Origin of the sequence: Enterococcus sp. SMC-9, assembly GCF_021011285.1 — a bacterium.
GTDB classification, from domain to species: domain Bacteria; phylum Bacillota; class Bacilli; order Lactobacillales; family Enterococcaceae; genus Enterococcus_C; species Enterococcus_C montenegrensis.
Window position 1 is genome coordinate 80,251 of record NZ_JAILYE010000005.1, and the last position, 13,303, is coordinate 93,553.

Here is a 13,303-nt window from a genome sequence, read left to right on the forward strand (position 1 = left end):
TTGGGGAACACCAAAAGTAGACCTAAACAGCAACACTACAAGCAGTGTATTGTTGAGTCATTTGGATAATTTCTGGCTTATTGCTGTGAGATAGGCGATAGCTGATGTAAAAGAGCACCTGTCTGCAGTTCAAAGCACACCACTTCTGCTTCAACTTTTTTTTCGAATTGAATAGTATTTTCTATGTTAAAATAAATGGGGTCAAAAGAAAGGTGAGATGACATGACAGCCGCAAATCAAGATTTATTAATGTTATTGCAAGCAGAGCTTACAAATTATTCCAAAAAACAAATGCAACAAGTTTTGGACTTGTTATTAGACGGGAATACTGTTCCATTTATTGCCCGTTACAGAAAAGAAGCCACTGGTAATTTAGATGAGGTTCAAATTCGTGAAATCGAAGAACGTTACCAATATTTAGAAAATCTGGAAAAACGCAAAAGCGAAGTGCTACGTTTAATTGAAGAACAAGAAAAACTAACGCCAGAACTTGCTGCCAGTATAAAAGCTGCCAGCAAAATGCAACAAGTAGAGGACTTGTATCGCCCTTATAAACAAAAACGTCGTACCAAAGCGACGATTGCAAAAGAACAAGGGTTAGAACCGTTGGCAAAATGGTTGTTACGTTTTGCCGATGAAGCTGTGGCGACCAAAGCGACAGAATTTATAACCACAGAAGTTCCCGATGTCACAACAGCTTTAGCTGGTGCCCATGAAATATTAGCCGAATTTTTTTCTGATTCAGCTAAGTTTAGAACTTGGATTAGACAGAAAACATTTGATAAAGGAATTTATACCAGCGCAGGAAAGAAAACAGAAAAAGATGAAAAAGGCGTATATGAAATGTATTATGCCTTTGAAGAGCCAGTTAAAAAGATGGTTTCTCACCGGATTTTAGCCACAAATCGGGGCGAAAAAGAAGATATTTTGAAAGTTAGTATTTTAGCCCCAGAAGATGAAATTTTAAATTATTTAAAGCGCCAAATTATAAAAGGTCAAGGTGAAGCGGTGAGTTACGTTACTGCGGCCTATGAAGATGCCTACAAACGCTTTATTGCACCGGCAATTGAGCGGGAGATTCGCAATGAATTAACAGAAATGGCCGATGAACAAGCTATCGCGGTTTTTGGTGAAAATTTACGCAATTTATTATTACAGCCACCATTAAAGGGAAAAGTGGTGTTAGGCTTTGATCCTGCTTATCGGACTGGGTGTAAATTAGCTGTTTTAGATGCCACAGGAAAAGTCTTGGCGATAACTGTTATCTATCCCCACAAACCAGCGCCGCAAAGTAAAAGAGAAGCGGCTGGTCCAGCATTCCAACATTTAATCAAAAAATACGGTGTACAAATGATTGCCATTGGAAATGGAACGGCTAGTCGTGAGTCTGAGCAATTTGTTGCTGAGCAAATTCGTAGCTTAAATGAAGAAGTTTATTATGTAATTGTCAATGAAGCAGGAGCTTCTGTGTATTCAGCCAGTGACATTGCCAGAGGTGAGTTTCCTAATTTACAAGTAGAAGAAAGAAGTGCGATTAGTATTGGTCGGCGCTTACAAGATCCTTTAGCTGAATTAGTAAAAATTGATCCTAAAGCGGTGGGCGTTGGACAATATCAACACGATGTTTCCCAAAAGCGCTTGGCTGAACAGTTGGATTTTGTCGTTGAAACTGTTACAAACCAAGTAGGGGTAGATGTTAATACTGCCAGTCCACAACTTTTACAACATATTGCTGGGCTGAACAAAACGACAGCACAAAACATATTTAATTATCGGGAAGAAAATGGGGCCTTCACTAAACGCAATCAATTGAAAAAAGTGCCGCGTTTAGGGCCAAAAGCTTACGAACAAGCAATCGGCTTTTTACGAATTCCAGGTGGTAGCGATATTTTCGACAATACTGGTATTCACCCAGAAAGTTATGGCGTGGCCAAAGAAATCTTGACACGGGCTGACCTTAAGTTAGACCAACTTGGGACAAAAGAAGCTAAAGTTCGTTTAGAAAGCCTAAATCCAGAACAAGTTGCTGCTGATTTAGATTCTGGAACGGCAACTGTGGAGGATATTTTAAAGGCGCTTTTACAGCCTGGTCGAGACATGCGGGATGAAATGCCAGCTCCGCTTTTAAGAAAAGATGTTTTAACCATGAGTGATTTAAAACCTGGGATGGAATTAAAAGGAACTGTCCGCAATGTAATTGATTTTGGTGCTTTTGTTGATATTGGGGTAAAACAAGATGGTTTAGTTCATATTTCAAAACTAAGTCGTCGCTTTGTAAAACAGCCAAAAGATGTGGTGGCTGTTGGAGATGTTGTCACGGTTTGGGTGGAACAAGTTGATGAACAAAAAGGGCGCATTAGTTTAACCATGTTAGACCCTACTGGAGAGTAAAATGACAGAAGTACAACTGCAACAATTAGTAGAAGAAATTTCGCTGCAATTTTTTAAGCGTCCTTTCAAGCATCGGGCGATTTTTAATAAGCGACTGAAAACTACTGGTGGGCGTTATCATTTAACAGATCATCACTTAGATTTTAATCCCACCTTGTTTGCGGGGATTTCTCAAGCAGAACAAGCTGGGATCATTAAGCATGAATTGTGCCATTATCACTTGCACCTATTAAAAAAAGGTTACCGCCATCAAGACCGAGATTTTAAAGTCCTATTAGCTAAAGTCGGGGGTAGTCGTTATGCCCCCAGACTACCACAAGTAAAAAACAAGGTTAAACGCCAAGTTATGTACCGATGTCTTGGTTGTGGTCAAATTATTACCCGCCAAAGAAAAATTAATACCGCGCGTTATGTCTGTGGCAAATGTGGTGAAAAACTGCAATTTTTAAAAATTGTTAGCTAAATCTTGGTGAAATACTTACTAAAAGTAACTAATAGGAGCTTTTCGGATAAAACTCATTGAATTTTTAACGTTTTTGTTAGATAATGAACCTCGTGCAAATTATTAGCTCGTTTTTTGGTAGATTAAAGCTGTGTTTTAATTTGAGAAAAAGACGAATTGGATTAAAAAGGAAAATAAAAACAAAAAAGAGTTTTTACATGATTGATATGGAAGAAAAGAGGCTAAATTAAGATGAATGACAAAGATAAGCTTTATCATTTTGTCGGAATTAAAGGTTCTGGCATGAGTTCACTAGCATTGGTGTTACATGAAAAAGGCTACCGCGTACAAGGATCCGATGTGGACAAATATTTCTTTACACAACGGGATTTAGAAAAAGCTGGAATTACGATTTTACCTTTTAGTGCCGATAATATTAAAGCAGACATGATTGTTATTGCAGGTAACGCGTTTCCGGATACTCATGAAGAAATTGTTCGCGCGAAAGAATTAGGTTGCGAAGTAATTCGTTATCACGATTTTATTGGACGCTTTATTAATGACTACACGAGCATTGCGGTTACTGGTTCTCATGGTAAAACAAGTACGACTGGTTTATTGGCGCATGTTTTTAGCGGTGTTTCACCAACGAGTTATTTGATTGGTGACGGTACTGGACATGGTGTACCAGATGCGGACTTCTTTGCTTTTGAAGCTTGTGAGTATCGTCGTCACTTTTTAGCCTATGCACCGGATTATGCGATTATGACCAATATCGATTTTGATCATCCTGATTATTATAAGAGCATTGAAGATGTCTTTACTGCTTTTCAATCGATGGCTCATCAAGTAAAAAAAGGTATCTTTGCCTATGGTGATGATGTTTATTTGCGTAAATTGGAATCAGAGGCACCAATTTATTATTATGGTTTAAATGATAATGATGATATTCAAGCAAAAAATATCAAACGGACAACTAAAGGTTCTGAATTTGATGTTTTTGTTAAAGACAAAGAAATTGGTCATTTCACCCTACCTGCTTTTGGTAAACATAACATTTTAAACGCATTAGGTGTGATTGGGATTGCTTATTTAGAGGGCATCGACATGGCAGAAGTCGCGGAAGAAATGCGGACTTTTGCAGGAGTTAAGCGTCGTTTTAGCGAGAAAAAAGTTGCAGATATGACAATCGTCGATGATTATGCTCATCATCCAGCTGAAATTAAAGCGACAATTGATGCTGCGAGACAAAAATATCCAGATAAAGAAATTATTGCAGTCTTCCAACCTCATACTTTTACCCGGACGATTGCTTTGATGGATGATTTTGCTGAAGCACTAGATTTAGCCGATAAAGTATTCTTGTGTGATATTTTTGGTTCAGCAAGAGAAGCCAAAGGTGATGTGAAAATTGAAGATTTAGGCGCTAAAATTAAAAAAGGTGGGCAAGTCATCAAAGAAGACAATGTGTCACCATTACTTGATTTTGAAAATGCAGTTATGATTTTCATGGGCGCTGGCGATGTTCAAAAATTTGAAGCTGCTTACGAAAAATTACTAAGCAATACTACTCGTAACCGTTCATAAAAAAATTACCCATTTAAAAATGTTAAAACTGGTACTTAGTTGTGCCAGTTTTTTTGTAATTTTTACTTTTAAAAACACAAAAATTTTACTAAGCTTTCCTGCTAGAAAATTTCAAAACTTGCACTTTTAAAGGGTTCTGATACAATAATGATAAAATCTATTCAAACGATATTAAAACATGGAGGAATCAAGTTTGCAGATCAATCGTGTAAAAAAAATAGGTAAGACCATCGAAGAAATTGAGGAAGGCGATTCGTTATCCTTAACAGAGTCGATTGAAGATAATCAGCTGTTGTTATATCTAGGACTGACTAATGATGCCAATCCTTTATATATTCAACATGATTATGCCCAACAAACCGCATATCAACGTCCAATTGTTCCGTCTGTCATGTTAATGGGGATTATTACCAGTGCCATTTCAAAGCACTTGCCTGGACCAGGATCGCATGTGGTGAATTTTTCGGTGAATTTTATCGAACCAGTCTATCATTATGAAACACTAACTTTTGCTTTTGAAGTGATTAAAGTGGATAAAATGAAAGATGTGGTGACGATTTCTGTGGAAGCAACCAATGCAGAAGAAGACCGTGTTTTAGACGCTGTCGTGATGGTGCAACCTCCAATAATTGAAACAGAAAGCGTAGGGGATATTCATGAATAACTATCAAACACCCGTTGTGGAAAAAGATACATTAAATCGTTTTTATGCTAAAGTTTATGCTTTTTTTGCGGTTGGACTAGGGATTAGTGGTGTTGTTTCTTATTTTTGCGCGACAACATTTCTACCACAAACCATCCGTTTTGTTAATGGCTTTCCGTTAGGATTTTTAGGGCTATGGATTGTCCAATTGATTTTAGTCTTTGTTTTAGCAGCTAAAGCCAAGAAAAATCCTGCTATGACCATTGCCGGATTTCTGATCTATTCCTTATTAAATGGGTTAACGTTGACTGCAACGCTACTACATTACGATATTAATACTATTTACGTTGCTTTTGGTGCAGCGACAGCAACCTTTGCAGCGACAGCACTCTTTGGTGTCTTTACGAAAAAAGATTTATCTATGGTAGGTAGAATTGGTTTTATAGCTTTAATTGGGATTATTGTGACGATGTTGTTAAATGGTTTTATTTTACACAGTGGTCCAATGGAGTATTTGCTTTCAATTGTGACCGTGTTTGTCTTTGCCGGTTTGACAGCTTATGATCACCAAATGATTAAAGCTTATTACAAACAAAGTCGTGGAACAGAAAATACTGGTATTGCAGTTTTTGTAGCCTTACAACTTTACTTAGACTTTATTAACTTACTGCTAGCCTTCTTACGCATTTTTGGTCGCGACTAGTTTTATAAACGAAAAAAGAATTTGCGGCATTTTGCTGCAAGTTCTTTTTTTTAAAAGAAATTTTAAGTCTTACGAGAAAGTTTGCTTTTAGTGTTCAAAGATTAAGGAGATTTCCTCAGACTTTCCTATTTCAAAATTATCACTTTTTAGGTGCTTTGATTTTTAAATTACTAGTCAATAATCATCGCTAGTTTACTGGAACTTTGTTAGAATAAAGAGGAACTTTTGTGGGATTGCAATAAAATGTTGCTAGAAAACCAACGAGATAAGGAGAATTTCCATGACGAAGAAAAAACTTTTATTAGTGGATGGCAATAGCGTGGCTTACCGAGCTTTTTTTGCGTTGCATAATTCGCTGGAGCGTTTTAAAAATAAGAATGGCTTGCATACTAATGCGATTTACGCTTTTAATACAATGTTTGATAATGTAATGACCAAAGAAAAACCAACGCATGTTTTGGTGGCCTTTGATGCAGGTAAAACGACATTTCGAACTGAAATGTATCAAGACTACAAAGCCGGACGAGCAAAAACTCCAGGTGAATTTCGTGAACAACTTCCTTATATTCGTGAATTAATTACAGCTTTAGGGGTCAAGTATTACGAGTTAGAAAATTATGAAGCTGATGATATTATCGGCACTTTGGCGACACAAGTGGACAAAAATGAATTTGAAGTCGTGGTGTTATCTGGTGATCGCGATTTAACACAATTAGCCAGTGATGATGTGACAGTTGATATTACAGTAAAAGGGGTCAGTGAAATTGAAGCCTACACACCTGCGCATATTGCTGAAAAATATGATGGTTTAACCCCTAAGCAAATTATTGATATGAAAGGTTTAGCTGGCGATACCTCAGATAATATCCCCGGTGTAACCAAAGTGGGGGAGAAAACCGCCATCAAGCTATTAAAGGAGTATGGCTCAGTTGAAGGAATTTATGAAAATATCGATAAAATAAAAAAAAGTAAAATGAAAGAAAATCTGATTCATGACCAAGAACAAGCCTTTTTATCAAAAAAATTAGCTACAATTGATACCGCAGCGCCAGTGACGATTAAAATTGAAGAATTAGCATATGCAGGCAAAGATTTGGATAAATTGGTGCCATTTTATAAAGAAATGGACTTCAAACAATTTTTAAGTAAGTTAAATATCGTAGAAGACCCAGCTGATTTGGCAGAAATTATGTTTGAGGTGGTGGATGAATTTACCGCTGAAATGTTTCAAGCAGACATGGCGCTCTATCCCGAGATGTTATCTGATAATTATCATTTGGCTGATATTGTGGGGGTTGCTTGGGGAAATGAGCAGAAAATTTATGTGACTGATAATTTAGCTGTGTTTGAAAATCACGATTTTCTAAATTGGCTTGAGGAAAAAAACAATAAAAAGACCTATGATGCCAAACGTACCTATGTTGCTTTAAACCGTTATGCCAAACGGCCACAAGGTATTACGTTTGATGTTTTACTGGCTGCGTATTTGTTAGATACAAACGATAGTAACAACGATATCGCAGGTGTAGCCGAACATTATGGCTTTACTGATATTCAAACAGATGAAGCTGTTTATGGCAAGGGGGCTAAAAAAGGGCTGCCTGAAAATATGGAAGATTTTTATGCCCACTTGGCCCGCAAAGTAAAAGCAATTTTGTTTTTAAGTGAAAAACTAGATGAAGATTTAAAAGAAAAAAATCAAAGTGATTTATTTTATCAGATGGAGTTGCCTTTATCACAAATTTTAGCTGAAATGGAAATCGCTGGTATCACAGTCGATAGCAAACGCCTTTTGGATATGAAAGGCGAGTTTGCCACACGCCTTCATGAAATTGAAGAAAAAATTTACGCAGAAGCTAAAGAAGAGTTTAACTTAAATTCGCCAAAACAATTAGGTGTTATTCTTTTTGAAAAAATGGGGCTTCCGGTAATCAAAAAGACCAAAACAGGCTATTCAACAGCTGTCGATGTTTTAGAGCAATTACAAGACCAAGCGCCGATTGTTGCGGATATTTTAACGTATCGTCAGATTGCTAAAATTCAGTCGACCTATGTTGAAGGCTTATTAAAGGTCATTCAACCGGACCAAAAAATCCATACGCGTTATGTTCAAACCTTGACTCAAACGGGCCGCTTAAGTTCGGTTGATCCTAATTTACAAAATATTCCTATTCGCTTAGAAGAAGGACGTAAAATTCGACAAGCCTTTATTCCCCGAGCTAAAGACTGGGTGATTTATTCCTCTGACTATTCGCAAATTGAACTACGGGTATTGGCACATATCTCAGATGATGAGCATTTAAAAGAAGCCTTCTTAGAAGGTCAAGATATTCACGCCAGCACAGCAATGCGGGTTTTTGGGATTGAAAAGGCTGAAGATGTGACGCCAAATATGCGTCGTCAAGCAAAAGCGGTGAATTTTGGAATTGTTTATGGTATATCTGATTATGGTTTATCACAAAATCTAGGAATTTCCAGAAAAGCAGCACAACAATACATTGATACTTATTTTGAAAAGTATCCTGGGGTTAAAAAATATATGGAAAGTATCGTTCGGGATGCAAAAGATAAAGGGTATGTTGAAACCCTGTATCATCGTCGCCGCTATCTTCCAGATATTAATGCTCGGAATTTTAATGTGCGCTCTTTTGCAGAACGTACCGCAATTAACACTCCTATTCAAGGAAGTGCCGCTGATATTTTGAAAATCGCCATGATTGACCTGGCAAAACGGTTGCAAGAAGAAAGTTTATCAGCTGTTATGTTACTGCAAGTCCATGATGAGTTGGTTTTTGAAGTGCCAGAAAATGAACTAGAAAAATTGGATAAACTAGTCAAAGATGTCATGGAAAATGCCGTGGCATTACACGTACCCCTTGTCACAGATAGTAGTTGGGGCAAGACGTGGTATGATGCCAAATAAGAAGGTGGAAAAATGCCAGAATTACCAGAAGTTGAAACAGTCAGAAAAGGGTTGTTACAACTTGTTTTAAATAAAGAAATTGCAACTGTAACTGTTTTTTGGCCCAAAATTATCGCAGCGCCAGAAGTTGAGATTTTTAAAAGCGAATTAGTCGGACAAAAAATTGAAACGATTGGGCGTAGAGGGAAATATTTAATTTTTGAACTTTCCGATTATGAGTTGATCTCCCACTTGCGAATGGAGGGGAAATACGAGTTCTTTTCATCAGACACAAAAGCAGTCGTGACAAAACATACCCATGTTATTTTTCACTTTACCGATGGTAGTCAATTGCAATATCGGGATGTGCGTAAATTTGGTCGAATGGCACTTGTTTTAAAAGGTGAGGCCCAAAATTTTAAAGGGATTGCGCAGTTAGGTCCTGAACCAACCCCGGAAACGTTTAAGCTAGCCCAGTTTAAATCAGATTTGAAAAAAACTAAACGGGAGATTAAACCGGCTTTATTGGATCAAAAAATGGTGACAGGCTTAGGCAATATTTATGTTGATGAGGTGCTGTGGTTAGCAAAAATTCATCCCATGCAGCCTTGTGATAGCTTAAATGATGCCCAGATTAAACGTCTGCGCCTTTGTATTATTGATGTTTTAAACAGAGCAGTGGCAGCTGGTGGAACGACTGTACGCACATATTTAAACGCATTAGGAAAAGCGGGAAGCTTCCAATTGTCTTTAAACGTTTATGGTAAAACGGGCCAGCCGTGTCCACGGTGCCAAACTCCGATTGAAAAAATTAAAGTGGCGCAAAGAGGAACGCATCTATGTCCCCACTGTCAAAAACTAATCTTGAGGTGATGAAGATGAGTTTTGTTTTAGGCATTACTGGTGGCATTGCCAGTGGCAAAAGTACAGTTGTGAATATCTTTAAAGAAAAGGGCTTTCCCGTGGTCGACGGGGATGTCGTAGCGAGAAAGATTGTTGCCCCTGGGCAACCTGCACTGGCAGAAATCGCAGCTACTTTTGGTTTAGAGATGATACAAGCTGACGGAAAACTAAATCGCAAAAAATTAGGGGCGCTCATCTTTCAAGATGACAAGAAACGACAACAACTTGATAAATTAATGAATCCTTATTTGCGGCAGCAAATTAAAGCTGAGATTGTAGCTGGTAAAAAGATAAGTCCATTAGTCGTGGCAGATATCCCTTTGATGTATGAAGGTCATTACGATCATTACATGGATGAAGTTGCCGTAGTTTATGTGGACTTTTTAGAGCAAAAAAAAAGATTGATGGCCCGCGATTTGATTGATGAAAAAACAGCAGAAGTTAAGATAAAAAGCCAAATGCCGCTAATCGAAAAAAAGAAATTAGCCGATACCGTTTTTGATAATACCGGCAGTAAAGCAAAAACAGTTCAGCAAGTATTAAATTGGTTAGCTGTTCATTTCAAAAATGAATCATGAGTTTTTATAATGAATAAGTCTGAAAGCTTTGGGATAAATAATCCTGAAGCTTTTTTGCTAGCAAAAGTAAGATTGCCACAAAAAATAGATCAGTTTACAAAGATGAGCCCATAAAGCTTTTTTTATCACACATTCTATGCACCAACGTTTTTTAATAAATTGTCAGGCGTTAATTTGGCACTGAAATGTGATAGTTTTTTAAATTATTCATTCAAAAGCAGACAAACACAGTCTTTTCTTAGGTACAAGACAATACAACACAATTTTTTTCTGTTATAATATAAGCAAAATTCCTAGAAATTAAATGAGGTGAGAAGATGCGTTGTCCCAAATGTCACCATAATAGTTCCCGAGTTGTTGATAGTCGTCAAACCGATGATGGGCGTACGATTCGAAGAAGAAGAGAATGTGAAAACTGCGGCTTTCGTTTTACGACCTTTGAAAAAATAGAAGCAGCACCTTTATTGGTTATTAAGAAAAATGGTGAACGAGAAGAATTCAACCGTGAAAAAATTTTACGTGGGTTAATCCGTTCGGCAGAAAAACGGCCTGTTGCAATGGAGCAAATGGAGCAAATCGTGGATCATGTGGAAAATCGTGTCCGCTCTTTAGGTGAAAATGAAGTATCGACGACTTTAATTGGTGAATATGTGATGGAGGATTTAGTGGATGTGGATGAAATCGCCTATATTCGCTTTGCCAGTGTTTATCGTCAGTTCAAAGATATGTCGGTTTTCTTAAAAGAATTACAAGATATTGTCGCCAAAGCAAATGGCAAGGACACAACAGAATAAAATTGGAGGCTGCATTTTTTTGGAATATGCCTATGAAGCCAACTTACAACCAAAAGCAATTTATGAAGTAAAAAAAAGTTTGCCCTTAACTCGTGACGCAGAGAAGTCTTTAGTTAATTTGTATCAGCCGATTATTGGGGCCGATGCGCTAGCTTTATATTTTTGCTTATTACAAGATTTTGAAGATACACAAGAAAATTATACCCATTTGGATTTGCTCAATGCCTTAGATATGGGATTATCAGCACTCAAGGCAGCCAAAAAACGCCTAGAAGGTATCGGATTGTTAAAAACTTACTACAGGGAACAACCCGAAGTTCGTTTTTTATATGTCTTAATGGAGCCGTTAGCTCCTCAAGACTTTTTGGCAGATGAATTAATGTCTTTTTTACTTGTAGTAAAAGTAGGACAAAATAAGTTTCGACAATTAAATCGACGCTTTAAGCCGGAAAGTGTCAATACGGCTGGTTATCAAGATGTAACGACAAAGTTTGGTTCGGTATATAGTTTTTCTCAAAATGAATACCAAGCCAATCAACCAGTTATTGAAGCGGCCGTAAAAAAGGCACCGCAGGATGTGGCGCAGTTACCGCTAGCTGAAAATCAATTGAACTGGACTTTATTACGAGATTTAGCTACCAAAAAATTTATTAATCCAACCCAAATAACCGACACCTTAAAAGATAGTCTTACGCTATATCATGAGATGTTTGGTTACGATGAACTGCAATTGACAAATTTAATGGCTGAAGCTGTATCTTTAACCGATGGCACAATTGATGTACGAAAATTAAAAAACGTCGTTTATAAACAAAGTCAAGATCTTTTACCGGAAAAAAAAGCAGTTGTCTTAAATTACAACAGCGACACACAACTTCGCCGCAAAAATACGCTATTGGCTCAAGGCTTTACTGAAGCTGATTGGTATCGGATTTTAGACAGCGAGGCCTTAGCACCGATGGAATACTTGGTGAAATTAAAAGCTGCTAAAGGTGGCTATGTGACTAAAAATGAAGAGTGGCTTTTAACCGATTTGGTACAAAAGTCACCATTGCCAACGTCAGTTATTAATATTTTATTGAATTACTTGTTAGTCACACAAAATAAAGCCCAATTGCCGCAAGCTTTAACCAATCAAATTGCTAATGATTGGTCGCAAAATAAAATTAATACACCAGAAGCGGCCATTAAGTATGTGCAAACGACGGTAAAAGAAAAACAAGTTGCCAAAGAACAACGGCAAAAAAATGGTGGGAGAATACAAAATATTGTCAAAAAAGAAGACGTCCCCGATTGGTCAAAAAATCAGTCGACGAGTGATCCAAGTCGTAAAGCTGAAATTGACAAGATGATGCGGGAATATTTCAATGATGAAGAAGGTGAAAAATAATGGAAGATGTCGGCAAAGGTGTCAACGAACTATTTGAACGGCGGAATTTTCAGCAAAAGTATGATGAAATGATGCAAGAAGTTTTGGCCGATACAACTGTTAAAAAGTTTTTGGCTGAAAATAAAGATAAGTTAACACAAGCAGATGTGAAAAAAAGCTATCCAAAATTGTATGAGTTTGTCCAAGAAAAACGCAAATTCACATTAAATGATCCCACCATGATGGCCCCAGGTTATGAGCCGCGCTTGGTTTTGAACTTTCATTATATTGACGTCGCCTATGTCCCCACTGAAGACTTATTGGAGCGCCGTAAACAAGAGGAGATTAAAAATCGGGTCAGTACGATTGATATCCCAAAAGATATTCGTAATGCGAATATGAAAAATTTCGACAAAACAGATGCCCGCGAGGAAGCTCTGTTTGAAACGATGAAGTTTGTTAAAAACTATACAGAAAATGCGCAGGCTTTCCATAAGGGACTGTATTTAGCTGGCGATTTTGGTGTGGGCAAGACATATTTATTAGGTGCGATGGCAAATGAGTTGGCAAAACGCGGCTATACTTCAATGATGGTGCATATGCCAACCTTTACTTCGATGATGAAAAGTTCTGTAGCCGATAATACGGTCGCAGAAAAACTGGAAAATGTGAAAAAGCCTAAAATTTTAATTTTGGACGATGTCGGGGCAGATGCGTTAACAGCTTGGACGAGAGACGAAATTTTCGGTGTTATCTTGCAATATCGCATGCAAGAACAATTGCCGACTTTCTTCACTTCTAATTTCACAATGGATGGTTTGGAGAATCATTTGCGCCTAACCAAGACCGCAGATGAACCATTAAAAGCCAAACGGATTATGGAACGTATTCGTTATTTAGCAAAAGAGATTATCATGTCAGGACCTAATCGCCGTAATGAATAAAATGAATTGACACGAATTTTCTTTTGCAGAAATTTTGTGTCAATTTT

At 37.5% G+C, this 13,303-nt stretch carries 11 protein-coding genes; all 11 read left to right on the forward strand.

Annotation, left to right across the window (positions count from 1 at the left end; translation table 11 throughout):
* Window positions 1-222 precede the first annotated feature (222 nt).
* Entirely contained in the window at window positions 223-2,391 is a 2,169-nt protein-coding gene (locus tag K4422_RS08740; protein ID WP_230710622.1) for a Tex family protein, read from the forward strand.
* A gap of 1 nt (window position 2,392) precedes the next feature.
* On the forward strand, window positions 2,393-2,854 hold the full coding sequence (locus K4422_RS08745) for a SprT family protein (RefSeq protein ID WP_206903684.1): 462 nt from the start codon (window positions 2,393-2,395) through the stop codon (window positions 2,852-2,854).
* A 231-nt stretch (window positions 2,855-3,085) separates the two neighbouring features.
* Complete coding sequence (murC, locus tag K4422_RS08750; RefSeq protein ID WP_230710623.1) at window positions 3,086-4,420, forward strand: UDP-N-acetylmuramate--L-alanine ligase; 1,335 nt, start codon at window positions 3,086-3,088, stop codon at window positions 4,418-4,420.
* A gap of 178 nt (window positions 4,421-4,598) precedes the next feature.
* Window positions 4,599-5,084 (forward strand): MaoC family dehydratase, encoded by a 486-nt coding sequence (locus K4422_RS08755; protein ID WP_396140019.1) that lies wholly within the window; start codon window positions 4,599-4,601, stop codon window positions 5,082-5,084.
* Entirely contained in the window at window positions 5,077-5,766 is a 690-nt protein-coding gene (locus tag K4422_RS08760) for a Bax inhibitor-1/YccA family protein (RefSeq protein ID WP_206903681.1), read from the forward strand. Before K4422_RS08755 ends, K4422_RS08760 begins: the two co-directional genes overlap by 8 nt.
* 280 nt (window positions 5,767-6,046) lie before the next feature.
* Complete coding sequence (gene polA / locus K4422_RS08765) at window positions 6,047-8,689, forward strand: DNA polymerase I (protein ID WP_230710625.1); 2,643 nt, start codon at window positions 6,047-6,049, stop codon at window positions 8,687-8,689.
* Between the two features lie 12 nt (window positions 8,690-8,701).
* Window positions 8,702-9,541 (forward strand): DNA-formamidopyrimidine glycosylase, encoded by an 840-nt coding sequence (gene mutM, locus K4422_RS08770; protein WP_230710627.1) that lies wholly within the window; start codon window positions 8,702-8,704, stop codon window positions 9,539-9,541.
* Between the two features lie 5 nt (window positions 9,542-9,546).
* Window positions 9,547-10,149 (forward strand): dephospho-CoA kinase, encoded by a 603-nt coding sequence (coaE, locus tag K4422_RS08775; RefSeq protein WP_230710629.1) that lies wholly within the window; start codon window positions 9,547-9,549, stop codon window positions 10,147-10,149.
* Window positions 10,150-10,466: 317 nt separating this feature from the next.
* Window positions 10,467-10,943 (forward strand): transcriptional regulator NrdR, encoded by a 477-nt coding sequence (nrdR, locus tag K4422_RS08780; protein ID WP_206903677.1) that lies wholly within the window; start codon window positions 10,467-10,469, stop codon window positions 10,941-10,943.
* Window positions 10,944-10,962: 19 nt separating this feature from the next.
* Entirely contained in the window at window positions 10,963-12,333 is a 1,371-nt protein-coding gene (locus K4422_RS08785; RefSeq protein WP_230710637.1) for a DnaD domain protein, read from the forward strand.
* The gene (dnaI, locus tag K4422_RS08790) at window positions 12,333-13,256 is read left to right on the forward strand and encodes a primosomal protein DnaI (RefSeq protein WP_230710639.1); all 924 of its coding nucleotides are present in this window, start codon (window positions 12,333-12,335) and stop codon (window positions 13,254-13,256) included. Before K4422_RS08785 ends, dnaI begins: the two co-directional genes overlap by 1 nt.
* Window positions 13,257-13,303 lie beyond the last annotated feature (47 nt).